Below are 25,689 nucleotides of genomic sequence, written 5' to 3' on the forward strand. Positions count from 1 at the left end.
GCATTTCCTGCGGCGGCCGCCGCAAAGCATTGCTGGATGAAGTCGTCGCCGCCAATCCCGGCATGGCCTCCATCGAGATCGACATCGCCGATGCCGCCAGTATCGATGCGGCGGCAAAGACGCTGACGGCGCGTTACCCGGCACTGAACGTGCTGATCAACAACGCCGGCACCATGCCGTTCGACGATGCCGGCGCACGGATGGACGACCGGGTGTCGCGCGGCATCCTCGACACCAACCTGCTCGGCCCGATCCGCCTGACCTCCGCGCTGATCGATCAGCTCAAGCGCCAGCCGCGTGCGACCATCATTCACAACACGTCCGTGCTGGCTTATATTCCGCTGGCGACGACGGCGGTGTATTCCGCCTCCAAGGCAGCGCTGCATTCGTACGCGATGTCGCAACGCTTCATGCTGCGCGACACCACCGTACGCGTACAGGAAATCGCACCGCCATGGGTAGACACCGACCTGGTCAGGAAGAGTGGGGATCCGCGCGCCATGCCGCTCGACGCCTTCATCGCCGAAACCATGGTCGCGCTGGAGAGCGACGCCGAGGAAGTGATCGTCGAGGCGGTGCGTCCGCTGCGCGCCAATCCGGGCCCTGGTGAACATGCCTTGTTCAACGGTTTCAACCTGTCGCTGATCGACAATCCGATTCCGGTCTGAAACGGCTGTCGGATCGCCGCCTGCCGCGGGCGGCGATTTTTCATTTTTCATTGAAACTGAAACAAACCGGACGCGGCTACGCCAGGCGGCAATATCAGCGACAATGGCTGGACGTTCTCACCACGCAAGGAAAACTGAAATGACCCAACCCATCGCCGTCGTCGCCACCATCACCGCGCACCCCGGACATCGCCAGGCGGTCATCGACGCCTTGCGCACCGCCGTCGCCGCAGTACGCCTGGAACCGGGTTGCGAACAATATGTCTTGCACGAGGACGTGGATCAGCCGAACCGGCTGATCATGATCGAGCGCTGGAGCAGCATGGCGGACCTGGAGGCGCACGAGCAGGGCGCGGCATTGGAAACGCTCGGTCGCGCCTTGAAGGATCGGGCCGATCTGCAGGTCAGCAAACTGATTCCGGTGAACTGACGCGTCAGGACCGCAAAAAATCGTCTTCAGGACGGAATTGCCGAAGCGGCGCCGCATCGACAGGATGCAGCGCCGCTTCGCTTCTTATCGACGTGCCGCGCGCAGTTCCCTGGCGGCGGCAACCATATTGGTCAGCGCCGGGATCACCTCTTCCCAGGCGCGCGTCTTCAGGCCGCAATCCGGGTTCACCCACAAGCGTTCCGCAGGGATGCGTTCGGCCGCCTTCTTCATCAACTGCACCATGTGTTCCTGCGTCGGAATGTTCGGCGAGTGGATGTCGTACACGCCGGGTCCGATTTCATTCGGATAGTTGAAGTTGTCGAAGGCGTCGAGCAGTTCCATGTCCGAGCGCGAGGTCTCGATGGTGATGACGTCGGCATCCATGTCGGCGATCGACGCGATGATGTCGTTGAACTCCGAATAGCACATGTGGGTGTGGATCTGGGTCTCGTCCTGCGCGCCGTTGGCGGTGATGCGGAAGGATTCGACCGCCCAGTCGAGATACTGCTTCCATTGCGACTTGCGCAGCGGAAGACCTTCGCGCAGCGCCGCTTCGTCGATCTGGATCACGCGCACGCCGGCTTTTTCGAGATCGAGCACTTCTGCGCGAATCGCCAGCGCCAGCTGGTAGCACGACACCGAACGCGGCTGGTCGTCGCGCACGAAGGACCAGTTCAGGATCGTGACCGGGCCGGTCAGCATGCCTTTCATCGGTTTGGCGGTGAGCGATTGCGCATACTGGCTCCATGCCACCGTCATCGCCTTCGGACGCGCGATGTCGCCGAACAGGATAGGCGGCTTCACGCAGCGCGAACCGTAAGACTGCACCCAGCCGAACTGGCTGAAGGCGTAGCCGTCGAGCTGCTCGCCGAAGTATTCGACCATGTCGTTGCGCTCGGCTTCGCCGTGCACCAGCACGTCCAGGCCCAGCGCTTCCTGTTCGCGCACGCTGCGGGCGATCTCGGCTTGCATGGCGACCTTGTAGTCGGCTTCGTTCAGCTTGCCGGCCTTGAATTCGCTGCGCGCATGGCGGATCCCGGCGGTCTGCGGGAAGGAGCCGATCGTCGTGGTCGGATAAGCAGGCAGCTTCAGCAAGGCAGCTTGCTTGTTTGCGCGCAAGGCATAGGCGCTCCGGCGTTCGCCCATGGCTTTGGTGATGCCGGCAACGGCGGCTTTGACGGCGGGATTGTTGACGCGCGGCGAAGTACGGCGCGCAGTGACGGCGGCCAGGTTGGCGTCGAGTTCGGCCTTGACGGCGTCGCGACCCTGGTTCAACGCGGTGGCAAGCACTTTCAATTCGTCCAATTTCTGAATCGCAAACGCCAGCCAGGAGCGGATGTCGCCGTCGAGCTTCTGTTCGCTGTCCAGGTCGACCGGCACGTGCAGCAAGGAGCAGGTCGGCGCGATCCAGAGACGGTCGCCCAGACGCGCGGCCACCGGCGCCAGCCATTCCAGCGCGGCGTTGAGATCGGATTTCCAGATGTTGCGACCGTTAATCACGCCCAGCGACAGCACGCGGTCTTGCGGCAGTTGTGCGATGACGGCGTCGACTTCGGCACGCGCGTTGATCGCATCCAGATGCAGGCCTTGCACCGGCAACCGGCAGACCAGCGGCAGGTTGTCCTGCAACTGGCCGAAGTAGGTCGCCAGCAACAGCTTGACCTTGCCGGCGCCCAGTTCAGCATAGGCGGTCGTGAATGCCTTTTGCCATTGAGGAGACAGCTCGGTTACCAGGATAGGCTCGTCGATCTGCACCCATTCCACGCCTTGCGCGGCGAGTCGTGCCAGCAGCTCGGCATACAACGGCAACAGACGCGGCAGCAGCGCCAGCTTGTCGGCGTCGTCCTTGGCCTTGCCCAGCGCCAGATACGTGACCGGACCAACGATCACCGGCTTGGCTTTCACGCCCGCCGCCTTGGCTTCGCCCAGTTGTTCCAGCAGGCGCGAGGCGTCGAGCTTGAAGGCGGTGCCGGCGGTGAATTCCGGGACGATGTAATGGTAGTTGGTGTCGAACCATTTGGTCATTTCACCGGCAGCCACACCGCCGCAGCACGCGGCATGGTCTTCCAGGCCTTTGGCCGAACGGCCGCGCGCCACGCGGAAGTAATTGTCCAACGCATCGCCATGGAAGCCGCGCACGCGCTCGGGCAGGTTGCCCAGCGTGAAGCTCATGTCGAGCATCTGGTCATAGAAAGCAAAGTCGCCGACCGGCGCGAAATCGAGCGCCGCCTGATGCGCCCAGTGGCGCCGGCGCAATTGCGCGCCCAACGCCTTCAGTTCTTCGCGCGAGGATTCGCCTTTCCAATAGGATTCGAGCGCGAACTTCAGTTCGCGTTTGGCGCCGATGCGGGGAAAGCCCAGATTATGTGTGGTGACCATGATGTCTTCTTCATCCTGCTTGAGTTGTCCGGTAGGCGAAGCTTAGTCTTGGCAATCCATGAAGTAAAATGGTGTTTTCTCATTAATCAATTAATCCTGCTCATGGATTAAAAAGGCCGCCATGCTCGAACGCATCCATCTCGCCATCATTCGGGAAGTCGATAAACAGGGTTCGCTGACTGCTGCCGCAGACGTCTTGTTCCTGACGCAGTCGGCGCTCAGCCACGCCATCAAGAAGCTGGAGCAGCAGCTCGGCACCGACATCTGGCTGCGCGAAGGCCGCAGCTTGCGCCTGACGCAAGCGGGCGAATACCTGCTGGCCGTGGCCAACCGCGTGCTGCCGCAACTGGCGATGGCGGAGGAGCGCATGAGCCAGTATGCCTCCGGCGAACGCGGCACCCTGCGCATCGGCATGGAATGCCATCCCTGCTACCAATGGCTGCTGAAAGTGGTGTCGCCTTACCTCGCCGGCTGGCCCGACGTCGATGTCGACGTGAAGCAGAAATTCCAGTTCGGCGGCATCGGCGCCTTGTTCGGTTACGAGATTGACCTGCTGGTGACGCCCGATCCCCTGTACAAGCCGGGCTTGCATTTCGAGCCGGTGTTCGACTATGAACAGGTGCTGGTCGTGAGCAAAAAGCATCCGCTGGCGACGGCTTCGTATATCCGTCCGGCGCAACTGGGCAACGAGGTGCTCATCACTTACCCCGTGGCAATCGACCGCCTCGACATCTACAACCAGTTCCTCATGCCCGCCGGCATCGCGCCGCAGCGCCACAAAACCATCGAAACCACCGACATCATGCTGCAGATGGTGGAAAGCGGCCGCGGCGTCGCCGCCTTGCCGCGCTGGCTCGCGCAAGAGTACGCCGAAAAGATGGACGTCGTGGCGGTGCGCCTCGGGCGCCAGGGCATTGCCAAGCAGATCTTTTTAGGCGCGCGCGAAGCGGATGTCGACGTCGACTATCTGAAGGCTTTTGTGGAACTGGCGCGCCGTCCGCCGATGGCGTCTGTCGCGCCTGCCGCATCTGCCGTCAGGCAATGACGCCAATGCTGCTGCGCCATGCCAACCGGCTTGTCAATGAAGGACGCCGGCAGGTTCTGCATCAGGCCCTTGCCGGGTCCGCATCCGGGTCGGCGCTCAGTCGACAAAGACAATGTCTTCCTTGCCTTGAGGCGGAATCTTGATCGCGATGGCTTTGACCGGCCCGTTGGCGACGACCGCGCCCGCGTGCGCGGTTCCCTTGGGGATGATGATCAGCGTGCCCGGTTTGAATTCCTTGCGTTCGCCGCCCAGCCACATGGAACCGCTGCCTTCGATGATGTATTGGATCTCGTCCGTCTTGGCATGGATGTGCTTGTTCACGTTGCCCGACTGAAGATTGATCGTGGCGTTGTCGGTATTGACCAATGTCCTCGACTTCAATTCGGGAAAGGGCGTGGCAGGGAGCATGGCATGCGTGATCGCGGTCAGATCGATCACGGCCGGCGCCAGGGGAGCCTGCTCCGCATGCGCGTCGGACATCATCCGTTGCGCCAGCGGCGACACCGTGATGCCTGCGATGAACGCGCCGACAACGGCAAGTGAGAGAACCGTGATGTTTTGTCGCATATGAAGTCCTTTTTTTTCAGGTGGTATCGGATGGCATGGCCGGCCCATGCAGGCCGCGTTGATCATAGCACTGCCGTTGGCGGCAATGCGGCATCGATACCGCGGGGAGCCCGTCCCGCGTGCGCCGTCCCGATCAATGATAAATTCATCTCCTGAGCAACGGCCCGGCTGAAGCCGGGCGCCGAATGAAAAGGGAAGCAAGCATGCAAAGACGTTCATCGTCGTCCAGGTTCTGGTTCACCGCGCTGGGAATCGCCATTTTGATCGCGGGCTTCAGCGTCGCCTACCTTGTCAAGACCCGGACATTCGAAGCCGGAGCGCAGTACCGCATCGTCGGCGGCCAGGCCTATCTGTCCGAAAGCGACGACTCGAAGCAGGACGCCGACGGACTGCAGAAATACGGCGGCAACGTCGCCGTCATCGTCGCCGCCTACAAGCGCAAACTGCACAATCTGTTGCAGGGAGAAAACCTGGCGTATCTGCTGGCGATCGTTGCCGTCATCTTGTCGGCATGCTGCTTCCGGATGGCCGGGAATGCGGCAGAGCGCGACTGACGCGCCGGCATGCCGGCGCCGGGAGATCGTTTGTCGGGTTTTTTTAAAGCCGTCGCGCGCGGCAGGAGTCCGATTATTATTTAAGCGCTTCTCCATCGCGCCGCCATTCGCGCTATAGTGCAAGGACAATATGGCAACAAAAAAATGAAAAATTCGTTGGGAGGCCACGCATGACAATCTTGGTCCGATGTGTCTTGTTCCTCGTTCTCGTTCCTCTTGCGGCTTTTTCGCAAGAGAAAGAGTGCAGCAAAGTCGTGATTTCCGCCGATTCGGATTATGCGCCGCTGCATTGGTACGACGGCAAGCACCTTACCGGCGCAAGTATCGAGATCGCCACGACGGCGTTGTCGACGCTCGGCATTCCTTACGAAGTACGATATGTCGGTCCTTTCCACCGGGTGCTCAAAAGCGCGCGCGAGGGCGAGATAGACATGATCTCGTCGCTCAAAGACACGCCGGAACGGCGGGAATATTTAAGCTATACAAACGTCCCGCTGTTTTCCAATCCGATTGCCATCTTCGTCGCCAAGGACCGGAATTTCCATTACGCCGGATGGAACGATCTGATCGGCAAGAAAGGCGGCGTGACGCTCGGCAATCAATTTGGCAACGGCTTCGATGAATTCTTGCGAAAGAATCTCGATGTGACGTCAGAGCAGAAGGCCTACATGAATTTCAAGAAGCTCGAATTGCGGCGCATCGACTACCTGATCACCGGGTACTACTCGGGATTGATCTACCTGGCGGAGTCCGGACAAACCGACAAGTTCGTCGCCCTGAAGCCCTATGTCTCGGAGTCCGATAATTTCATTGCCATCTCGCAAGCCAGTCCGTGCGTCAAATATCTGAAAAGCCTGAACCAGCAATTGGACGGCATGCGTCGCGAAGGAAAACTTAAATCCATCCTGGACAAGCACATCGCACTCCTGCAAAAGCGAGGAACCTTGATCCAGGGATCAGGAATTGCCCGATAGCCCGGCGACGACGCGACCAGTAAAGTAACACCTGACATCATGTCGTCTCCTCTCGGTCGAAAGACTGATTCGCCCGCCGTCGGCCCGCGCCGATCGCGGGCTTTTTCATGATCTGCTACGTCAATTGAAAAATCTGGCCATCGAGATATCCGCCAGATACCTGCCGTCCGGAAGCTTGATACGCTTCTCGAAACGGCCTTCTTCAATAAAATCGAAACGCCGATACAGATGTCTGGCGACGGCATTGCTCTCGCGCACCCGCAGTTCAATTTTCTCAACGCCGGGATGATGTTCGGCCCAATCCAGCAATGCGCGCATCAGACGCGTTCCGACGCCGCATCCCGCATGTCCCGGATGCACGACGATGGTCAGCGAAAAGACATGGGACATCGAACGCAAGGGCATCGGTTCGAGCAGCGCATGGCCGGCCGTCTGGCCGTCCTTCTCCGCAACGAGATAAATTGCGGCGCTTGCAAGCGCCGCAATCTTTGCTCTGAAGTCCGCTTCAGAAAACTCATGCGGCAGCGACACCAGCAGACCGGCGGTCTTGCTCGTCTCCTGCTCCGCCAGGCAGAGCGCTTCTGCATCATCCGGCAAGGCATTTCGGATATCAATCATTCCATACCTGTCTATAACGCATTTCATCACCTTGCCAGCACCCTTTCCGGGAGGAACGCATCTCACGGCTATTGATGAAATGCGTTCTATCAACCTTTGACGTCACACGTCTGTCAAAAAGCAGCTTTAAAATCACGGCAAACGCGCAATTCAGTATTGCACCTACCGGAGCCGGCGGTCGGGAAACATACCGGCACCACCATATCACCGCCCCATCTGCCAGGGCGCAGATGCTGTCTCGGCCGCTGAAGCAAAGAGTGCTTCATTCAACCGTCAGTCATTCGCCCTGGCGACGATCGCGCCTTCGATGCCGTTCTTCGCCAGCGAGGCGGCGACAAAGCCGGATGCCTTCATCTCTTCGACAAAACTCGCCAGATAGGCCGCAGCCGCATCTCCCCTGGCCTTGGGTACGCCCATCGCCTGGCGGATCACCATGAAGCGTTGCGGCAGAATCCGCATGCCGCCGACCTTGGCTGCATCCTGTTCAAGCTGCTGCTTGACGCCGGCAGCCACGCTCAGGTGCTGATCGAGGAAGCCCTGCACCACGGCGGGTGAAGTCGGGATGCGCACGATGGTGGCCTGGCGCAGTTCGCGCGTGAGGAACAGGTCGTAGGCGCTGCCCTTGCCGACGGCGACGGTAATGCCCGGCTTGTCGACCTGTTCATTGCCGGTGATCGGCGACTCGTTGCGCACGGCGTAGAAGCCTTCGATCAGCACATACGGTCCGGTGAAACTGATTTCTTGCGCGCGCTTGGGATCGACCGCAAAAAAGCCGATGTCGGCCTTGTCCTGTTCGATGTTCTCCACCGAATTGCCGGCCGACTTGACCGCCACCAGTTGCAGCGGCACGCCGAGCCGCTTCGCCAGTTCCGTGGCCAGATCGACGGATACGCCGACCGGCGCGCCGGTCTTGGGATCCAGGTTGGCCAACACCGGATTGCCGAGGTTGATCGAGGCGCGCAAGGCGCCATGCGGTGCAAACAACGCCGCCATGGATTTATCTGCGGGTTGTGCGGTGGAAGAAGTTGCCTGCATGATCGTGGTTCCCGAAGTCTGCGCCTGTGCGGCGGCGTTGCATGTCAGAAGAACCGCCAGCGCCGACAGTAGCGCCGTCCGGTACTTCAGTGTCGTGAATGTCTTCATCTTGGCGTTACTTTCCGCTTATTTATCTTGTCTGATACGCAACTCGGGATGATGGCACAACACTGCCGGCGACGCAGGCCGACAGTCAGTCAGGCAAACACGCTGCGCCACCAGGCAATCGCGCGGGCCAGGAAGCCTTCTTCTTCCTCGAAGAGATAAGGCTTCTTCACGCGCAGGCGTTCCAGGATTTCCTTCTCGTCCTTTTCCTTGACCGAGCCGTGGGCAATGCCCAGTTTCAGCAGGCTGCGCAGGGCGCCCAGTTTTTCATGCGCGACGCTGCCCCGGGCGTGCTCGACGGCGATCTTTGCATCATGCAGCTGTTGCGCCAGCGACGCGGCAAGTCGCCATGCCGGTGTCTTCAGTTTCTCTTCCACGTGGGCGATGCTGACCGCCGCCGATTTGATCTGCGCGGCGAGGATGTCGATCTGCGATTCGTCGCCCTTGGCCTGTTTGACGATGGCGGCGGCCCACGCCTTGGCCGCCGTCGTCAGGTCGTCGGAACCCCAGTCCTGGCGCACCGCGATATGGAAACCGTAGGTCGACGCCTGCGAAATCAGGATCGCCACCACGTCCGGGAAATCCTTGTCGAGCGCGCGCTTGGCCCAGGCGTATTGGCCCGACATCATCAGATGCTGCACGGCTTCTTCGGTCAGGAAGGTCGTGTTGTCTGATAATTTTGCCAACAAAAAATTGTCGAAGGAAGGCGAGACGAATCCCGAATCGCACTTCAACGACAAGCGGATGAAGTTCTTGAATTCGCGGTCGAGCGTGTCGTACACCTCGTCCTTGACGTTCATGTTGATCTTTTTCATGTTTTCTCCCGGGGGTACTTGCCGTGCACGTTAAGACTTTAGTAGCGAATCAGGCAATGTCAATTCTTCTTCCGGTGGAGGAGAGTCGATGACAGCGGATGTTTCGCAGTGGACGTTTGTTAACGGCAAGAATGAAGAAGAACTTTATCTCAGGAAATTTTTTCCGGGTAAAAAAATCGTCCCGTTCAAATAGTGATGACTAAAAACAAACGTTGAAACGGCAACAAGGTCGCGCCGTCCGCGCTTGGCGGATAAGCCTGCCGCATCAGCTGCGCATACTCGCCGCGGAAAGCCGCGAGGCGTTCGCCCTGCAATTTCTCCAGATAAGGGCGCAGGCTGCTGCCGCTGGCCCACTGCACCACCGGATCGTCGCCTTTGAGCACATGCAGGTAAGTGGTCTGCCAGATATCGACGGTCGCCGCCAACGGACGCAGCAGATCGTAATAACCCTGCGCCGTCAGCACCGAGCGTCGTTCCGACACATTGCCGAGCACCTCCCTATAAGCGGGCGAGCGCGCCAGTTGCACCTGCGCCAGGCGCAAGGGCGCGTCGTGCATGACCGGCATCTGCACCGCCAGGCAGCCGCCGGGACGCAGGAAAGAGAGCAGCCGCCCGAACAACTGCTGGTGGTCCGGCAGCCATTGCAAGGTGGAGTTGGTGTAGATCAGATCGAAGGGGGCGTCCGGCGCCCATGCGCCGATGTCGACCTGCAGGAAGGTGCAGCCGGGTGCTTCGCTGCGGGCTTTTTCCAGCATGCTGTCGGAGCCGTCCACGCCAACTACGTCGGCATCGGGCCAGCGCTGTTTGAGTATCGCCGTCAGGTTGCCGGCGCCGCAGCCCAGGTCGAGAATGCGCGCAGGCGACAGCGGGGGGACGTGCGTCAGCAAATCGATGGCCGGGCGCAGGCGCTCATCGCCGAAGCGCAGGTATTGCGAAGCGTCCCACAAGTCGTGATTGAGGGTATTGGCAATATCGTTGGCAAGCATGGTGTCTTCCTATCGCAAGCAGTTTCAGACAGGGTGCGAGTCCGCCGCTTCGCGGTCGATGGTCGAGCTGTGGCGCGTCTCCGGCATCACAATATACGTCACCAGCGAGATCGCCGCACACAGGCTGGCGTAGTAGAAGAACCAGGGTTCGTGTCCCGATGCTTTCAGGCGCAACGCGACGAATTCGGTGGTGCCGCCCATCACCGCCGTGACGATGGCGAAGGGCAGGCCCACGCCCAGTGCACGCACCTTGGCCGGGAACAGTTCCGACTTCACCAGCCAGTGGATCGAGCTGAAGCCGCTGAGGATCCCGAGCGCCGCCAGGTTGAGCAGGAAGGCCGTGCCGGTGCTCTTGGTCGTGCCCAGCGCATGCATGATCGGGATCGTCAGGAAAGTGCCGCCGAAGCCGAAGATCATCATCACCTTGCGGCGGCCGATCACATCCGACAGCAAGCCGTAGAGCGGTTGGAACACCATGTAGATCAGCAGCGCGATGGTCGCGATCAGCGTCGCCTGGTCGCGGCTGAAGCCGCTGGTGTTGACCATGTACTTCTGCAGATAAATGGTGAAGGTGTAGAACGCCACCGTGCCGCCGACGCTGATGCCGACGCTCCAGATCACTTCGCGGCGATGGCGCAGCAAGACTTTCAGCAGGCTCTCGCCGGAACGCTTGCCATCGTGACTGCCGTGACCGTGCTTGATGAAGGAATCGGTCTCGGCGATGCCGCGACGCAGATACATGGCAAACACCGCCAGCAGGCCGCCGATGAAGAAGGGAATGCGCCAGCCCCAGGCTTCCAGCTGTTCCGGCGTCAGCAGCGCGCGCTGCAGCAACAGCATCAGGCCCAGCGCCAGCAACTGGCCCATCACCACGGTCACCTGCACGAAGCCGACGAAGAAGCCGCGTCGTCCCGGCGGCGCCATTTCGCTCAGGTAGGTGGCGCTGGTGCCGGCTTCGCCGCCCATGCTGAAACCCTGCAGCAGGCGCGCAAACACCAGGATCGCCGGCGCGGCGATGCCGATGCTGGCGTAGGTCGGCGTGAGCGCGATGATCAGCGAACCGGCGCTCATCATCGCCACCGACAGGCTCAGCGCCAGGCGGCGGCCGTAGCGGTCGGCCAGCGTGCCGATCAGCCAGCTGCCGAGCGGCCGCACGACGTAGCCGACCGAGGCGATGGCGGCCGCATTGAGCAACTGCACCGTCATGTTCCCGCCCGGGAAAAACGCCTTGCTGAAGTAAATCGAAAAGATCGAATAGGCGAGGAAGTCGTACCACTCGATCACGTTGCCGGCGCTGCCGCCGATGATGGAGCGCAGGCGGCCGGGCGTGGAGGAGGTGGTGGATTGCGGACGCGCCGCGGCATCCGCCGGTCCGTCCTGTACTTGCGATGTTGCGTTCATGTTGTCTCCTGTGTGGGGCAGGCGGGACTTTCGCGTCCCGTCTTGTGAATGCGTGAGCTTGGCGGACCCGAAGGACCTTTTGCTTATTGCGGCGCCGCCGGCAACGCCAGCAACTTCGCCAGATCGCCGGCGCTGCTCATCTTTTCTGCCTGCATGACTTGTTCAATGATGCGTTCGCTGTGCACCGCCGACAGCCGGTGCGAGGTCAGCTTGCGGAATTTGGCGATCACCTGTTCGGGCGAGGCGAAGGAATATTCGCTGCCGCGCGGCGTCTCGACGGTTTCGTTGAGCACCGTGCCGTCGCGCAGCACCGCCTTGACGTGCACCATGTGGCGATACACCGAGCCGCGCGCCGTGATGGCCGGGTCTTCGATCACCTCGACCAGGTTGGAGACGCGGATGCGTTCCGGATCGGTCACCTTTTCTTCGGTGAACTGCTCGACGAAGGCGTCGCCGTCCAGCAGCAGCGTGGCCACGCAATACGGCAGGTTCAGCTGCGCCGAGGTCAGGCCCTGCGGCACATACTTCCAGCCGACGTGATCCACCGTGACGCGCGAACCGCGCACCTGGATTTTTTCGACATCGGCCACGCCGAAGGGATGACGCGCCTGCATGTTGCGGATCGCATCGAGCGTGGTGTGGTTGCTGCCGACGCAGGAATAAAACTTCAGCGCGATCTGCGTCGTCTCGAAGCGTTCGCCGAGGCCGGCGGTCAGCTTCGCCATGTCGAAGCGGTCGGTCGAGCGCGAGAAAGTGCTGCAGAAACCGCCGTAAGGATTTTCAAACACATCCATGATGCCGGTGAAGCCCCTGCGCGCCAGCAGTGCGCCGTACAGGCCGCTCTGTGCTGCCCGTCCCGCATGCATGCGCTTGACCATGGCGCCGAACTGCGCCGCCATCAGGCCTGACGCCTGCGTGCCGGCGATGCCGAGCGCGTGCACGGTTTGCTGCGGCGTCAGCTTCAATGCGGCCGCCGCCGCCGCCGCCGCCGAAAACACGCCGACGGTGGCGCCAGAATGCCAGCCTTGAGCAATATGTTCCTGCCCCATGCACATGCCTACGCGCGGGCCGATTTCATAGCCGGCCACGCAGGCCGTGAGGAAGTCGCGCCCGTTCATGCCGGGATTGATTTCGGCCGCAGCGAACAAAGACGGCAGCGTCACCGCGCCGACGTGCAGCACGCCGACCCGATGCACGTCGTCCAGTTCGAAGCTTTGCACCAGCGTGCCGTTGACCAGTGCGGCATGCGGCGCCGACAGGCGTTGATTGGTGCCCCATACGGTGCAGCCGCCGGCGGTCGTGTCCACCTCGCCCAGCGTTTCCATCAGGATGCGGCTCCACGGCAACTGCGAGCCATAGATCGCGCAGCCGAGCGAATCGAGCATCAGCAGTTTGATGCGCTCGATCACCGGTGCGGGAATCGCGTCGTATTGCAGCGTGCCGATGAAATCGGCAATGCCGCGGGTGTAGGGGTTTTGAAGCTGGTCGGAATGACTCATAAGCAATCTACGTAATGAAAGACAGGTCCAAGTTCGTGGACTTAGTATTGGTCTCCGGCCTGTCGTTTGTAAATTGCAGGTTTCGTGTTTATTATTGCGTTTCAGGAAGTAATCGCGGATCAGGAAGCCAGAGGAAAGAGGCGGAATTCATGAGTCAGAAACAATTCGCAGGCGTCGACCTGGACGGCGTGCGCGGCTTTGTCGCCGTGGCAGAACGCCAGACTTTTGCCGACGCCGCGTTGTCGCTCAACATCTCGGCTTCGGCGCTGACGCGCCGCATCCAGCGGCTGGAGACGGCCATCGGCACGCCCCTGCTGGAGCGCACCACCCGGCGCGTGGCGCTGACGCCGGCGGGGCAGTTGTTCCTGCCGGGCGCGCAACGCAGCCTGCAAGAACTGAGCACTGCGCTGCGCCAAGTGGAGGACGCCGGCAATACCCGCGTCGGCCAGATCGTCGTCGCCTGCATTCCCACGGTCGCCAAGCAACTGCTGCCGCGCATCATCCGCGACTACCGGCTGCGCCGTCCGGATGTCCGTATCCGCATGATCGACGGTACCGTCGAAGTGGTGGCGCGCAATGTGCGCGACGGCACGGCCGATCTCGGACTGACCTTTCCCACGTTGCCCGAACCCGACTTCGTCTTCGACGCGCTGGTCACCGATCCTTATTGCCTGGTCTGCCCGACCGACCATCCACTGGCGCAACTGGGCACCGTGCAGTGGGCAGACCTCAAGCCCTACCAGCTCATCATCTCGGGCTCCGGCAGCGGCAACCGCATCATCCTCGACAAGGCGCTGCACAACGTGAACTGGCAGCCCGAGCGCCCGGTCGAGATCGAGCATCTCACCACGTCGCTTGGTCTGGTCGAAGCCGGCCTGGGGATTTCCGTGGTGCCGCAGTCGGCGCTACCGGACGAGCCGCGCTCGCGCATCGCCATCCGTCCGCTGGTCCATCCCACGGTGGCGCGCACCATCGGCCTGGTGCGCCGGCGCGGCGTCACGCTGACGCCGGTGGCGCAGCATTTCCTGCGTACCGTGCGGCGCATGGCGCCCGAGTTGGAGCGTGAGAGTGCCGAGTACAGTCAGCGGCTGGCGCAGTTGTCGTTGGCCAGCGCTAAATAGAGACAGGTAAAATCAAGAAAACGTCTCGTCACAGAGACCTTCATGCAGCGTTCAATTCGTCCGTTTTCTCGCTGCAGCAACACGCTCCAGAATCTCAAAGATCGCCATCCCGGCCAGCATGGCGACCGTGAACAGCACCGGCTTCATGCCGCCCGTGGCCAGCGAGGCCAGGGCCGGACCGGGACAATAGCCGGCGAGTCCCCAGCCTGCGCCAAACAGCAGCGCGCCGACGATCAGGCGGCGGTCGATGCGGGTGTCCGTCGGCAGGCGCAGGGGCGCGCCCGTCAGCGTTTTCTTTTTGGCGCCGATAAAGCGAAATACCGGGAACCCGACCAGAATGGCGCCGCCCATGACGAACGCCAGCGAAGGATTCCAGCTGCCGGCCAGATCCAGAAAGCCTGTCACTTTTGCAGGATCGGTCATGCCCGACACAATCAGTCCGATGCCGAAAATCAATCCGGCGACGAGCGCGGTCACGATATGCATGTCGTCCTCCTCAGGCGATCAGATGACGCACGACAAACACCGTGACGAATCCGGCCGTCATGAACGTGGCCGTCGCCGCCAGCGAGCGCAAAGAACGTCGCGACAAACCGCACACGCCGTGTCCGCTGGTGCAGCCCGAGCCGTAGCGCGTCCCCAGTCCCACCAGCAAGCCGGCGACGATCAGCGTCGGCGCGCCGGCCTCAATGCTGACCGCGGGCAGCGCCGCCTCCAGGCGATACGCCAGCGGCGCGGCAACCAGTCCCGCGACAAATGCGATGCGCCAGAACACGTCTCCTTTTGACGGGCGCAACAGTCCGCCGACGATGCCGCTGATGCCGGCGATCCGGCCATTGAGCAAAATCAGCAGCGCCACCGCCAGCCCGATCAGCAATCCGCCGGCAAGCGAAGTCCAGGGCGTAAAGCCCGCCCAGTTGATGTTCATGTGTGTGTCCTTCTTGAATAGGGAGTGCCGCGCGGCCGCGTATCGGGCCGGCTCGGCCCGAGCACCAGCAGCATCATGGCATAAGTCCGGCGCTGCGGTGGCAATGCCGTTCAGTTAAGTGTAAAAGCTTGCCAGCCCATCACAACTGTCGTCCTGACGAAAGTCAGGACCCAGCGTCGCATCGGACGTTTTCACGACACCGGGTCCCAGCGTGCGCTGGGACGACGGCTGGGAAAATAGGCTTAACTGAACGGCATTAGTGCTGCCGCGCGTCTTATCTGGCCGGCGCCTTTGCAAGCGCTCTCATCTGCCGCAGCGTCTTCTCGTTGACCGAGTCCTGGATGGCGGCAAGGGTTTGCTCCAGATGCTGCTTGACGATCTTTTGCACCAGCTTGCCGTTCTTCTTGTTGAATCCTTCGAGGATCATGCCGTGCTCTTCGTTGTCCACCTGCAGGATCTTGGGATGGATGAAGATGGAGAGCGACACATACGGTTCGGCGACGACCAGCAGATTCTTCACGATTTCATAGAGCCGTGAGTCTTCTTCGCTCATCATCAGCTTGATGTGGAATTCGCGGTTCAGCGCCGACCACTGATGCGGGTCGGTCGCGGCGCACATCTCTTCGTGGATGGCGTGCGCCGCTTCCAGCGATGCGGGGGAAATCGAGCTCACCGCCTTCTTCGCCAGCAGCGGCTCCAGCGCGATGCGCAGTTCGTAGATTTCCGCGACGTCCTTGACGGTCAGCCCTTTGACCACCACGCCTTTGTTGGCGTCGATCAGGACCAGGCCTTCCGAGCGCAGGCCGCGAAAGGCTTCGCGTACCGGCGTGGTGCTCACTTCAAAACGTTTGGCGACTTCATCCTGCCGCAGCTTGTCGCCGGGATGATATTTGCCGGACAGGATGTCGTTTCTCAGCAGGCTGAGGACATGTTGTTCGATGGTTTTGAAGGCTTTCGGCATGCGCAGGTTCTATTGGGTGTCTCGGCAGGCAGGCCGGCGCAAGTACTGCACCGGCCCATGCCAGTATCAGAGCGAGGCCGGTTTCATCGACGGCAGGATGGTGCTCAGCCACTGGCCGGTTTGCAGCAGCGCCAGATCGCCGTCGGCGCGTCCGATCAGTTGCACGCCGTACGGCAGGAAGTCCGTCGAAAAACCCGACGGCGTCGTCACCGCGGGCAAACCGAGCAGCGTCGCCGGCGCGCAGAAGGACGCGTCGCCGGTCTTCTCCAGCCCCTTCAGCGCGGTCGTCGGCGAGGTGATCGTCATGATCGCATCGAGATCTTTCAGCAAGACGTCGCGGCCGGCACGCAGCACGCCGACCTGTTCGATCAGGCCCTGATAAGTTTCTTTGGAAATCGTCGCGCCGCGGCTCACCAGTTCCCGCGTGTAAGGGCCGGCCAGCATCTCGGCATCCTTGATGTCGTCATCAATGGCGGCGTGCGCCTCGTAGGCGAGCACATCGACGACCAGCTTGTTGAGATCGCGGATATCCATGCCCAGACCGGCGTCGACGCATTCCACGCCGAGCGCCTCCAGGCGGCGCACCACGGCGTCGAAGTTTTGCTGTACGTCGTCTTCCACCTGCGCCCATTGCGAGGAGCGATAGATGCCGATCTTGCGCGGCTTCACGCCGGCGGCAAATGCCTTGGCCGATGCCGGCGCCGCGATCGCGTTGTCGCGCGCGATGACCGCGTGGCAGACCGCGGCCCAGTAGAAGCTGGACGTGATGAAGCCCAGGTGATCCAGCGTCGGCGCCAGCGCATGCACGCCCTCGGTCGGGATCAGTCCGTACGTCGGTTTGTAGCCCACCGCGCCGCAGTAGGACGCGGGCCGGATCACCGAGCCGACCGTCTGCGTACCCAGTGCGATCGGCACGATGCCGGCGCCCACGGCGGCCGCCGAGCCGCTCGATGAGCCGCCCGGGCTGTGTCCGGTATTCCATGGATTGACGGTCGCGCCCGGATCGCGCCACGCGAATTCCGTCGTCACCGTCTTGCCGAAGATCACCGCGCCCGCTGCGCGCAGCTTGCTGACGATCCAGGCGTCCTTTTGCGGTCGATAGCCCTGGAAGATCTTCGAACCGTACGTGGTCGGCATGTCCGCCGTGTCGATCAGATCCTTGACCGCCACCGGGATGCCGGCGAGGGGACCCGTCTTGCCGGGAGGTACATCGGCATAAGCGTCGGGACGATAAGTGAACGCCTTCAGCGTGTCGTCAATGCGGTCCGCGGTCGCCACCGCCAGTGCGAGCGCAGCGTGATTTGTCTCTTGCGTGTGTGTGGTCATGATCTGTTCTTCAAAAGTGGCAAAGCGGCAAACCGGAGATGCTGGCATGCTCCGGCCTGCTTGCGTGATTACCGGACAGCCTGTTTTACTTGCCCGCCTTCTCGGCAAAGCTGTTGTCCACAGCGCTATCGTAAGTGACTTCGCCCGCCTTGATGTTGCCGATGGAAATCTGCAGATCAAGACCGGCCTGGAACGCCTGTTTGGAAATCGACGGCGTCGCCGGATAGATCTTCTGATCCAGCAAACGCTTCACGGCGGCTTCCACCACGCTCTTGTCGAGCGACGGGAATTCCGCCACCGCCACACGATACGCCACTTGCGGATTGGCCTGCATCAGTTTTTCGGCATCGGCGATGGCGCTCACGAAGCTTTGCACCATTTGCGGACGCTTCTGGATGGTCGCCTTCAGCGTGTCGATGGTGGAGAACGCATACACGCCGTCATACTGCTTGGCGAAGTCGTAGACGATCTTGTAGCCGTTGGCCAGCGCCTGTTCGACCTGCGGCTGGTACAGCGTCGCGGCGGCGGCGCGGCCGGCGGTCACCGGCGAGATCTCGGTGCCGATCGACACCGTGTTGAGCTTGACGTTGGACAAGCCCTTTTCCTTCAGCAGGTTTTGCAGCAGGTAGGTGCTGGTCGACGGCGGCAGCGCGGCCGAGATGGTCTGGTCCTTGAGGTCGGCGATCGACTTGATCGGCGAATTCGGCGGCGCCACCATCCATACCGGCACGCCCGACACCACCATCGCCACGTTCACCAGCGAGGCGCCCTTGAGGTTGGCCAGCACCGCCGTCATCGGATCCTGCAGCGAGAAATCCGCATGCCCGCCGATCACCGCCGCCACGCCTTGCGCACCGCCGCCGGCGGTCACCTTCTGTACTTCCAGACCGTGCTTGGTGAACAGGCCCTCGTTCATCGCCACATACAGCGGCAGATACTGAATCGACTGGAAGGCCTGATAGATCACCGCCTTCTCGGCGGCGAAGCTGCTTGGCGCAGCCGCGCAGGCCGCTGCAATCACTGTGGCGCTGAACAGCGTACGGAAGTACTTCATTGTGAGACTTTCCATGAAACGATCCTTTCTTCGATTAATTGGACAACCCAGGTAAGAACAGCAGCCATCAGCGTCAGGATGATGACGCCCAGCCAGACAGTATTGAGATCGAACAGCGAGCCGGCCACGAACACCGCATGTCCCAATCCGTTTTCCGATGCGATGAACTCGCCCACCACCGCGCCGATCAGCGCGAAGCCGATGTTGATGCGGAAGATGGAGAAGATCCACGGGATCGACGCCGGCACGATCAGCTTCTTGAAGATCATCGCGCGCTGCGCCTTGAACGACTTGAAGAGGTTCAGCAAATCCTTGTCGACTTCCTGCGCCGCAGCGCACGAAGAAATCATCGCCACCGCAAAGGTCGAGATGCCGGCCAGCCAGATCTTCGACACCATGCCCGAGCCGAACCAGATGATGATCAGCGGGCCGAGCGCGATCTTCGGAATGCTGTTGAGCAGGATGGAAAACTGCTCGACGATGTCCGAGGTGCGCGGATAAAACCACAACACCAGCCCCAGCACGATGCCCAGGCCGCTGCCGATCACCAGGCCGAACAGCGTTTCGAACAGCGTCACCCAGGTGTCGTACAGCAGCTGCCCCCTGGTGAAGCCGATCACCGCCGAGCGATAAATGCCCAGCGGCGAACCGAGCAACTGGCCGTTGATCAGACTGGCCTGCGCCGCCATCTGCCACAGGATCACCAGCACAATCAGGATGGTGGCGACGATCATCGTCGCGCCATTACGTTTTTTCATGGAATTCTTTCCTTTGCTCAGCTCAGATGGCTGCGTGCGCGACATCGCTCGCACGCAGCGCATTCCAGATTTCCTTGTGAAACAGGGGAAACTCCGGCGCACCGCGCGCCATCACCGCATCGCGGTCGCCATCGGTGACGCCGTCGACGGTGAGCAGGATTTTTTCTTCGCGCGTGATCTGCACCGGACGTCCGCCCAGCACCACGATGCGGTTGCTCATGGCGATGGCTTCGTCGATATCGTGCGTCACCAGAATCACGCTGGTGCCTTCGCTGCGCGTGAGGCTGATCACATCGTTCTCCAGCATCAGCCGCGTCTCGTAGTCGAGCGCCGAGAACGGTTCATCCAGCAGCACCACCGAAGGATCGGCCAGCAGCGTGCGCGTCAGGGCGACGCGCTGTTTCATGCCGCCCGACAGCGAATGCGGATAGGCGTTGGCCACGGACTCCAGGCCGTAGCGGCCCAGCATCGCCCTGGCGCGCGTGCGGTCGGCATCGGTCACCGGGCGGTGCAGCTCGATGCCCAGTACGGCGTTTTCGAGAATCGTGCGCCACGGCAGCAGCAGATCTTTCTGCAACATATAGGCGATGCTGCCCGGCGTGCCGTCGGCCTTTTCACCCAGTGCGATCTTGCCGGCGCTGGGCGTGAGCAGTCCTGAGATCAGGTTGAACAGCGTGCTCTTGCCCGCGCCGCTGCGGCCGACGATCGCCACGATCTCGGCCTTGCCGACGCTGAAATTAAGGTTCTGGAAAATACGAATCTCTTCGCCATTGGCCTTGATGAAGGCGTGACTCAGATTCTGGACTTCGAGGCGGTTCTCCAACATTTGCTCCACAAAAATGTGCCGGCGTCGCCGCGGCGGATGAGTCAAAAGTGTTGCCGAATGTTTCCTGAGGATAACTATGCATAATGCATAATTGCTTGTCGTAAGCAGAAGACGTGCCAGAGAATCATCTCAACTGGGCAGGTGAAAATCGAACCGGCGGGAGGCGTAGAAGCGGCGCGGGATCTGTCTTTCAGACCGCCGGATAGATAAAGAGAAAAGCGCGAAAACGGTGATCGCCGCAGTTGCCGGAATGGCGGGGAAATGCGCACGGATTGTGCGCGGAGATGTAAAGACAGGCATGCAATCCCAAAGATGGCGCGTCCCCGGTGCTGCGAAATAGCCATGTATCTTGGGGGGCCGTCGAGCCGTCGAGCTGACGGGGGAGGAGAACTTCAGGCAACCGGCGGCGGGCAGATCGCGCCCGCCGCCGCGTTTCCAGTTAACGCAACGGCACATTGATCCCGAGCAGGATGGAAGAATACCGTCCCTGGCCGACATTCAGATTGCTGCTGTAGTCAACGATCAGCGACATGCCGTTGGACATCAGCAAGCGCATGCCAAGTCCGGCGGTCCAGTTGCCGGTGAAGCTGTCGTCAGAGCGGATCACGTAGGCGGGACCTGAGGACGCCAAATCGGCATAGGAAATTCCCGCCTCGCCCGCGCCGGAAAATTGCCGGCGGTATTCAAGGCGCGCGCGCGGCGTCCACATGCCGAAGCGGCTCAGATATTGGCTTTCGGTGCGCAGGCCGAAGGTGCCGCTGCTCGTGCGCACCCGTTGCTTGAAGTAGGTCAGCGCGTTGTTGCCGGCGGCGGCTTCGGTGTATTGCGCCAGCGTGGTCGATGTCAGATCAAGCTTGCCGTACGGCGACCACATCCAGCTTTCGCCGCGGAATTCATAGCCGCCCGACAGTGCCGCGAACAGCTGATTGCCGCCGCGCTGCCCGGTGGCGAAGCTGCCGTCGCCGGTCACATAGCGCGTCGAGTCGAAATTGAGCGTGCCGTATCCGAGCATGCCGTCGACGAAAATATTCGGCGTCGGCCGCACACTGCCGTAGACGGTTGCGACCACGGCCTGTCCGATGGTCTTGCTGCCGTTGTCGCCGATATCGCTGCGATCACGGCTGTAGCCGGTGCCCACGCCGATCGTGAACTGATCGCTCAGGCGATAGTCGGCGCCCATGCTGACGCCGTTGGTGGTGAAGCGGAATCCTTCCTGCTGGCCGTTGGCGTTGCGTTGACCGAAGTCGACGGTCCCCGCGATCCACAGCGACAACGCTTGTCTGGTGTTATTGGTGGTCTTGTTCGGTAGTTCAGGCAAGGCGGCGAGCTCCTTGCTGTCTGCCGCCACCGAGGTTGCATCCGGCTTGCTCTCCCGGCTCGGCAGCGGCCAACCCACTTTACGCATGCCCGCCTGCAACGGCGAACCGACCACGCGATCGACTTCGTCTTCACTCCATTGCGCCAGCAGCGGTTTGGCCGGCGCGGCCGGCTGTGCGAATACCAGTCCGAAACTGGACTGCGCCCAGCCTGTGCCATGCAGGCTTTCCAGACGACGGCTGAAGTTGCCCAGCTGCGCGGTGGCGAAGCGGCTTGCCGTCTGGCTGTGAGCGGCAAGCAGTCCCTTGACCTGCGTATCGGTGGCGGCATTGGTACGTGCGCCGACGGTGATCGTGACGGTCGCGGCGACGGACGACCCCGATGCGTTGCTCAGCGTATAGGTCACCGTGGCGACGCCGGAGAACGCCGCCGTCGGCGTGAAGCTCAGGCGATAGGACGGACTGCCTGAACTGGCCGCATTGACGATGGTGGCGGTGCCGGCGGTCGCGGGATTGATCGCGCCGATGGTCGCGGCAGTGAACGGACCGCCGGTGGCGCCGCTCATCAGATCAACCGTGGCCGTGGCGCCGGCAGCGACGGCGACGCTCTGGTTCGATGCGACCGGTACGGCGCCGACGCTGATGGTGGCGACGACGGACGCCGACGCGCCGAACACATTGGACAGTGTGTACGAGAACTGCACGTTGCCGCTGAAGCTGGCCGCTGCGGTATAGACGATATCGGTACCGCTGACCACCACGCCGCCGGAAGCCGGTGCAGCGACGATCGTCACTGCCGTAATCGGACCATTGGCGGCAGCAGCGCCGACATGCAGCGTTACCGATTGGCCCGGTTGCACGCTGGCGCTTTGCGGCGGCGAGGTGGGCACCGCCAGCGCCGCCACCGCGACGGTGACGGTGGCTGCCGACGAGGTGCCGCCGGGGCCGGTCGCGGTATACGTGAAGCTGTCGCTGCCGAAGTAATTGGCGGCCGGCGTATAGATAACGCTCAGGCCGCTGACCACGGCGGTGCCGTGTGCGGGACTGCCGGCGACGGCAATGCTGGTGATGGTGCCGGTATCGTTGGTCGTGACCGGAATCGTCACCGCCTGATTGGCATTGGTGGTGGCGTTATCGGCTGCGGCCACCGGGATCGCCTGGCCCACGGACAGCGTGAAGGTTTGCGACTTGGTGACAGGCGTGGGCGTGCTGCTGTCGGTGGCCGACGCCGTCACGGAGAAAGATCCGTTCTGCGTCGGGATGCCGGAGATGGTTGCCCCGGTGGTGCTGGTGCTGTAGGTCAGCCCGGTCGGCAAGCCGGTTACCGTGATCGCGCTGTAGGGCGCGGTGCCGCCGCTCCAGGTCAGTGTCTGGGAGTAGTTGCTTCCTTGTGTGGCGCCCCATGTCGTGGATGGCGTAATGATCACCGTCGGCGCGTTGATCGTCACAGTCACGGTTGCCACCGCGGAGGTGCCGACTGCATTGGTTGCCGTATAGCTGAACGTATCCGTGCCGCTGTAGCCGGCTGTCGGCGTATAGGTGAATCCTGTGACGCCGGAGGTCGCCGCCGTACCGTGCGCCGCCGCCGTGGTGATGCTCAGGGCGGTCGGCGTGCCGCCGGTGATCGATGCCGCGATGCTGTTGTTGCTGCTGCTGTAGCCGACCGTGGCGCTGCTGTTGGCGGTCACCGGCTTGCCGGCGCCGACGGTGCCGGTATAACTGGCCGTCGTATTGAAGCCGAAGTTGTCCGTGGACGTTACCGAGAAACTATATGCTCCGGCAGTCGTCGGCGTACCGCTGATCAGGCCGCCGGACGTTACGTTCAATCCACCCGGTGTCGTGCCTCCCGTCACGGTGTAGGTGTAAGGCGAGGTGCCGCCGGACGTCGACAACTGCTGAGAGAAGCTGATGCCCACCTGAGGCTGGGTCAGCGAAGACGGCGAGATGCCCAGCGTCGGTGCGCCGATCGTCAATGTGTAGTTGTTCGAAGTGGTGAAGGGAATGCCCGTGCCGGTGGAACCGTCGTTGAGCACGCTGATGGTGAAGTTGAACGTGCCGGCCTGCGTCGGCGTACCGGACAGGACGGCGGTGCCGGCGTTGAAAGTCAGGCCGGTGGGCAAGGAACCGGTCTGGGCATAGACATAAGTCGGCACGCCGCCGCTGGCGGAGAATGTTTGCGAATACGACGTCCCGACCGCGGCGGTCAGCGCGCCGGAAACGGGTGACAGCGTCAGCGTGGGCGCATTGACCGTGATCGCCACGGTCGCCGTTCCAGATGTCCCGACCGCATTGGTCGCGGTATAGGTGAACGAATCGGAGCCGGCATAACCGGTGGTCGGTGTATAGCTGAACGATGAAGTGCTCAGCACGCTGACCGTGCCGTGTGTCGCCGCGCCGGTTACCGTCAGCGAAGACGGCGTGCCGCCGCTGGTGGAGATGGGAATCGTGTAACTGCTGCTGCCGGCATTGTAGGCGACCGTCGCGCTGCTGGAAGAAACGATCGGTGCGCCCGCGCCGACGCTGCCGGCGAATCCTTGCGCGCCGGTGAAGTTATTGCCGTCGGTGGCAGTGAGCGTGAAGGAATACGCGCCGGCGGCGGAAGGCGTGCCGGTAATGGCGCCCGTGGCGGCGGTCAGGTTCAGACCGGCCGGCAACGCACCGCTGGTGACCGCATACGTGTACGTGCCATTGCCGCCGCTGGCAGTCGCCTGCAGGCTGGCGGCGACACCACGTTGCAGCGTGGCCGCACCGATCGACACCGTAATTGTCGGCGCCGTCACATTCAGCGTGTAGTTGTTCGAACCGGTGGCCGCGGTGCCGGTGGAACTGTCGGTCGCGCTCACCGTGATGGCAAAACTGCCGCTCTGCGTTGGCGTTCCCGACAGCGTTGCCGTGCCGGCATTAAAGCTCAGGCCGGTGGGCAGCGTGCCGGTCTGACTATAGGTGTAAGGGGTGGCGCCGCCGCTGGCGCTGAAGGTCTGGCTGAATGCCGATCCTCCCGTTGCACTGAGCGTGGCGCCGCTCGGCGACACCACGACTGTCGGCGCCGCCACCGTGACGCTCACCGTCGCCGGGCTGGAAGTACCGCCGGCATTGGTCGCGGTATAGGTGAACGAATCCGCGCCGTTATAGCCGGTGGTCGGCGTGTACTTGATCGTCGTGCCGCTGACGCTGGTGGAGCCGTGCAACGGCGCGGTGCCGATAGCCACCGACGTTGCCGTGCCGCCGCTGAGCGAGAGTGTTACCGGGTTGAGACTGCTGTTGTAAGCGACGGGCAGGCTGACGGCGCCGGCCACCGGCGGCGGCATCGGATCGATCGTCATGCTGTAGTTGGCCGTGGCGATTGCGGGCGTGCCGGAAGTGCTGTCCTGCACCACGATGCGGAAGGTGGCGGTGCCGGCGGTGGTCGGGGTGCCGGAAATCAGACCGGTGGAGCTGATGCTCAAGGGCGTGCCGCCTCCCGGAAAGGAGACAGTGTCCATCGTATAGCTATACGGCGCAATACCGCCGCTGGTGCTCATTTGCTGGGAGTAGGCGACGCTCACCATGCCATTCGGCAGCGTCCCCGGCGAGATGCTCAGCGTCGCCGCGCCGACATTCATCTGATAGGCCTTGGTGAAGGTATTGGGCGTCGCTGCCGAGTCCGTGACCTTCACCGAAAAGTTATAGCCGCCGGAGGCGGTCGCAGAACCGCCGAACGTGCCGGATGAATTGAAGGTGATGCCGGGCGGCAGCGATCCTGCGACCAGCGCGTACGTATAGGGCGCGGTGCCGCCGGTGGTGCTCATCTGCTGTGTGAAGCTTTGACCGACGGTCGGATTGCTGGATGCGGCCGGAGACAACGTCAGCGGCGAAGTCGGCGCACTCACGGTGATATTGAAGGTGATGGTGTTGTTGCTTTCGTCCTTGGCGGTGAACGTATCCGAGAGTTGGCCGTTGCCGTTGTTGGAGTAGGTAATGTAGGTATTGGTGTCGCCCGTCGCAGGGGTTGCTGCGACGATGCTGCCATTTGTCGGATTCGTCAGGATGCCGTTCCATCCGGTCTGTGAACACGTGTCAAAGTGAAGCTGAATTTGCTGGCCGGAGGCGACTGTACCGGTGATTGTCCCGCAAGGCGAAACGGCAGCATAAACCGGATTGGCCCAGCTTCCCAGCAGCATCAACGCCACTGTCAGCAGCGGCGCCGTCGCCAGTGCAATCGTGCTTGTCTTTTTTGTCCATGTCGTGCTTGTGGCAATCCATGCACGCCGCCATGGCGACATCAATGACGATGAAAAAATGCGACTTGCGACGCCGTTAGAGCTGGCTTGAAACATGCATCCC

The 25,689-nt window shown here is 62.0% G+C and carries 22 protein-coding genes; 6 read left to right on the top strand and 16 right to left on the bottom strand.

Annotated elements, in window-relative coordinates; genetic code table 11:
• Positions 1-2 precede the first annotated feature (2 nt).
• Positions 3-668, top strand: a complete 666-nt coding sequence (locus PMI16_RS00690) for an SDR family oxidoreductase (protein WP_007875386.1) — start codon at positions 3-5, stop codon at positions 666-668.
• Positions 669-807: 139 nt separating this feature from the next.
• Positions 808-1,098, top strand: coding sequence for a putative quinol monooxygenase (locus PMI16_RS00695; RefSeq protein ID WP_007875387.1), 291 nt, complete (start codon positions 808-810; stop codon positions 1,096-1,098).
• A gap of 84 nt (positions 1,099-1,182) precedes the next feature.
• On the opposite strand, the gene metE is transcribed toward PMI16_RS00695, so the two are convergent.
• On the bottom strand, positions 1,183-3,477 hold the full coding sequence (gene metE / locus PMI16_RS00700) for a 5-methyltetrahydropteroyltriglutamate--homocysteine S-methyltransferase (protein ID WP_007875388.1): 2,295 nt from the start codon (positions 3,475-3,477) through the stop codon (positions 1,183-1,185).
• 121 nt (positions 3,478-3,598) lie between these two features.
• Between metE and PMI16_RS00705 the strand changes: the two genes are divergently transcribed.
• A complete protein-coding gene (locus PMI16_RS00705) occupies positions 3,599-4,522 on the top strand; it encodes a LysR family transcriptional regulator (protein ID WP_007875389.1) in 924 nt (307 codons plus the stop codon).
• 96 nt (positions 4,523-4,618) lie between these two features.
• Here PMI16_RS00705 and PMI16_RS00710 read toward each other — a convergent pair whose 3' ends face one another.
• Positions 4,619-5,089 carry a cupin domain-containing protein gene (locus PMI16_RS00710; RefSeq protein ID WP_007875390.1) on the bottom strand — a complete coding sequence of 157 codons (471 nt, stop codon included), beginning with the start codon at positions 5,087-5,089 and terminating at the stop codon, positions 4,619-4,621.
• A gap of 203 nt (positions 5,090-5,292) precedes the next feature.
• Here PMI16_RS00710 and PMI16_RS00715 point away from each other — a divergent pair, with 203 nt between their 5' ends.
• Together PMI16_RS00715 and PMI16_RS00720 are read left to right on the top strand one after the other, a co-directional pair.
• On the top strand, positions 5,293-5,643 hold the full coding sequence (locus PMI16_RS00715; RefSeq protein ID WP_007875391.1) for a hypothetical protein: 351 nt from the start codon (positions 5,293-5,295) through the stop codon (positions 5,641-5,643).
• A 170-nt stretch (positions 5,644-5,813) separates the two neighbouring features.
• A complete protein-coding gene (locus PMI16_RS00720) occupies positions 5,814-6,617 on the top strand; it encodes a substrate-binding periplasmic protein (protein ID WP_007875392.1) in 804 nt (267 codons plus the stop codon).
• Positions 6,618-6,737: 120 nt separating this feature from the next.
• On the opposite strand, the gene PMI16_RS00725 is transcribed toward PMI16_RS00720, so the two are convergent.
• From PMI16_RS00725 to PMI16_RS00750, 6 genes are all read right to left on the bottom strand, one after another.
• A complete protein-coding gene (locus PMI16_RS00725; RefSeq protein ID WP_237719760.1) occupies positions 6,738-7,262 on the bottom strand; it encodes a GNAT family N-acetyltransferase in 525 nt (174 codons plus the stop codon).
• A 246-nt stretch (positions 7,263-7,508) separates the two neighbouring features.
• On the bottom strand, positions 7,509-8,270 hold the full coding sequence (locus tag PMI16_RS00730; RefSeq protein WP_051994553.1) for an ABC transporter substrate-binding protein: 762 nt from the start codon (positions 8,268-8,270) through the stop codon (positions 7,509-7,511).
• Between the two features lie 197 nt (positions 8,271-8,467).
• A complete protein-coding gene (locus PMI16_RS00735) occupies positions 8,468-9,190 on the bottom strand; it encodes a DUF4088 family protein (protein ID WP_007875395.1) in 723 nt (240 codons plus the stop codon).
• 185 nt (positions 9,191-9,375) lie between these two features.
• Positions 9,376-10,176, bottom strand: a complete 801-nt coding sequence (locus PMI16_RS00740; protein ID WP_007875397.1) for a methyltransferase domain-containing protein — start codon at positions 10,174-10,176, stop codon at positions 9,376-9,378.
• Positions 10,177-10,200: 24 nt separating this feature from the next.
• Positions 10,201-11,577 carry an MFS transporter gene (locus PMI16_RS00745; RefSeq protein ID WP_007875398.1) on the bottom strand — a complete coding sequence of 459 codons (1,377 nt, stop codon included), beginning with the start codon at positions 11,575-11,577 and terminating at the stop codon, positions 10,201-10,203.
• 83 nt (positions 11,578-11,660) lie between these two features.
• Positions 11,661-13,076 (bottom strand): MmgE/PrpD family protein, encoded by a 1,416-nt coding sequence (locus tag PMI16_RS00750; RefSeq protein WP_007875399.1) that lies wholly within the window; start codon positions 13,074-13,076, stop codon positions 11,661-11,663.
• Between the two features lie 149 nt (positions 13,077-13,225).
• Between PMI16_RS00750 and PMI16_RS00755 the strand changes: the two genes are divergently transcribed.
• Complete coding sequence (locus PMI16_RS00755) at positions 13,226-14,197, top strand: LysR family transcriptional regulator (RefSeq protein ID WP_007875400.1); 972 nt, start codon at positions 13,226-13,228, stop codon at positions 14,195-14,197.
• A gap of 51 nt (positions 14,198-14,248) precedes the next feature.
• On the opposite strand, the gene PMI16_RS00760 is transcribed toward PMI16_RS00755, so the two are convergent.
• The 8 genes from PMI16_RS00760 to PMI16_RS00795 all read right to left on the bottom strand — a co-directional run bounded on the left by PMI16_RS00760 (position 14,249) and on the right by PMI16_RS00795 (position 25,682).
• Complete coding sequence (locus PMI16_RS00760) at positions 14,249-14,683, bottom strand: YeeE/YedE family protein (RefSeq protein ID WP_007875401.1); 435 nt, start codon at positions 14,681-14,683, stop codon at positions 14,249-14,251.
• 10 nt (positions 14,684-14,693) lie between these two features.
• Positions 14,694-15,125 carry a YeeE/YedE family protein gene (locus PMI16_RS00765; RefSeq protein WP_007875402.1) on the bottom strand — a complete coding sequence of 144 codons (432 nt, stop codon included), beginning with the start codon at positions 15,123-15,125 and terminating at the stop codon, positions 14,694-14,696.
• Positions 15,126-15,399: 274 nt separating this feature from the next.
• Positions 15,400-16,086, bottom strand: a complete 687-nt coding sequence (locus PMI16_RS00770; RefSeq protein WP_007875403.1) for a GntR family transcriptional regulator — start codon at positions 16,084-16,086, stop codon at positions 15,400-15,402.
• Between the two features lie 66 nt (positions 16,087-16,152).
• Complete coding sequence (locus tag PMI16_RS00775; protein ID WP_034378700.1) at positions 16,153-17,412, bottom strand: amidase; 1,260 nt, start codon at positions 17,410-17,412, stop codon at positions 16,153-16,155.
• Between the two features lie 85 nt (positions 17,413-17,497).
• Positions 17,498-18,481, bottom strand: coding sequence for an ABC transporter substrate-binding protein (locus tag PMI16_RS00780; RefSeq protein ID WP_007875405.1), 984 nt, complete (start codon positions 18,479-18,481; stop codon positions 17,498-17,500).
• The gene (locus tag PMI16_RS00785) at positions 18,463-19,224 is read right to left on the bottom strand and encodes an ABC transporter permease (protein ID WP_007875406.1); all 762 of its coding nucleotides are present in this window, start codon (positions 19,222-19,224) and stop codon (positions 18,463-18,465) included. The genes PMI16_RS00780 and PMI16_RS00785 overlap by 19 nt, the downstream gene beginning before the upstream one ends.
• 22 nt (positions 19,225-19,246) lie before the next feature.
• Complete coding sequence (locus PMI16_RS00790) at positions 19,247-20,050, bottom strand: ABC transporter ATP-binding protein (RefSeq protein WP_007875407.1); 804 nt, start codon at positions 20,048-20,050, stop codon at positions 19,247-19,249.
• A 439-nt stretch (positions 20,051-20,489) separates the two neighbouring features.
• On the bottom strand, positions 20,490-25,682 hold the full coding sequence (locus PMI16_RS00795) for a putative Ig domain-containing protein (RefSeq protein ID WP_007875408.1): 5,193 nt from the start codon (positions 25,680-25,682) through the stop codon (positions 20,490-20,492).
• Positions 25,683-25,689 lie beyond the last annotated feature (7 nt).

The organism is Herbaspirillum sp. CF444, from assembly GCF_000282135.1.
Lineage (GTDB): Bacteria > Pseudomonadota > Gammaproteobacteria > Burkholderiales > Burkholderiaceae_D > Herbaspirillum.

Coding starts and splice junctions, on each gene's coding strand:
- PMI16_RS00725 (WP_237719760.1), bottom strand. CDS start 7,262: ATGAAATGCGTTATAGACAGGTATGGAATGATTGATATCCGAAATGCC.
- PMI16_RS00735 (WP_007875395.1), bottom strand. CDS start 9,190: ATGAAAAAGATCAACATGAACGTCAAGGACGAGGTGTACGACACGCTC.
- PMI16_RS00770 (WP_007875403.1), bottom strand. CDS start 16,086: ATGCCGAAAGCCTTCAAAACCATCGAACAACATGTCCTCAGCCTGCTG.
- PMI16_RS00705 (WP_007875389.1), top strand. CDS start 3,599: ATGCTCGAACGCATCCATCTCGCCATCATTCGGGAAGTCGATAAACAG.
- PMI16_RS00745 (WP_007875398.1), bottom strand. CDS start 11,577: ATGAACGCAACATCGCAAGTACAGGACGGACCGGCGGATGCCGCGGCG.
- PMI16_RS00730 (WP_051994553.1), bottom strand. CDS start 8,270: ATGCAGGCAACTTCTTCCACCGCACAACCCGCAGATAAATCCATGGCG.
- PMI16_RS00710 (WP_007875390.1), bottom strand. CDS start 5,089: ATGCGACAAAACATCACGGTTCTCTCACTTGCCGTTGTCGGCGCGTTC.
- PMI16_RS00795 (WP_007875408.1), bottom strand. CDS start 25,682: ATGTTTCAAGCCAGCTCTAACGGCGTCGCAAGTCGCATTTTTTCATCG.
- metE (WP_007875388.1), bottom strand. CDS start 3,477: ATGGTCACCACACATAATCTGGGCTTTCCCCGCATCGGCGCCAAACGC.
- PMI16_RS00780 (WP_007875405.1), bottom strand. CDS start 18,481: ATGGAAAGTCTCACAATGAAGTACTTCCGTACGCTGTTCAGCGCCACA.
- PMI16_RS00790 (WP_007875407.1), bottom strand. CDS start 20,050: ATGTTGGAGAACCGCCTCGAAGTCCAGAATCTGAGTCACGCCTTCATC.
- PMI16_RS00755 (WP_007875400.1), top strand. CDS start 13,226: ATGAGTCAGAAACAATTCGCAGGCGTCGACCTGGACGGCGTGCGCGGC.
- PMI16_RS00695 (WP_007875387.1), top strand. CDS start 808: ATGACCCAACCCATCGCCGTCGTCGCCACCATCACCGCGCACCCCGGA.
- PMI16_RS00785 (WP_007875406.1), bottom strand. CDS start 19,224: ATGAAAAAACGTAATGGCGCGACGATGATCGTCGCCACCATCCTGATT.
- PMI16_RS00715 (WP_007875391.1), top strand. CDS start 5,293: ATGCAAAGACGTTCATCGTCGTCCAGGTTCTGGTTCACCGCGCTGGGA.
- PMI16_RS00720 (WP_007875392.1), top strand. CDS start 5,814: ATGACAATCTTGGTCCGATGTGTCTTGTTCCTCGTTCTCGTTCCTCTT.
- PMI16_RS00775 (WP_034378700.1), bottom strand. CDS start 17,412: ATGACCACACACACGCAAGAGACAAATCACGCTGCGCTCGCACTGGCG.
- PMI16_RS00740 (WP_007875397.1), bottom strand. CDS start 10,176: ATGCTTGCCAACGATATTGCCAATACCCTCAATCACGACTTGTGGGAC.
- PMI16_RS00750 (WP_007875399.1), bottom strand. CDS start 13,076: ATGAGTCATTCCGACCAGCTTCAAAACCCCTACACCCGCGGCATTGCC.
- PMI16_RS00760 (WP_007875401.1), bottom strand. CDS start 14,683: ATGCATATCGTGACCGCGCTCGTCGCCGGATTGATTTTCGGCATCGGA.
- PMI16_RS00765 (WP_007875402.1), bottom strand. CDS start 15,125: ATGAACATCAACTGGGCGGGCTTTACGCCCTGGACTTCGCTTGCCGGC.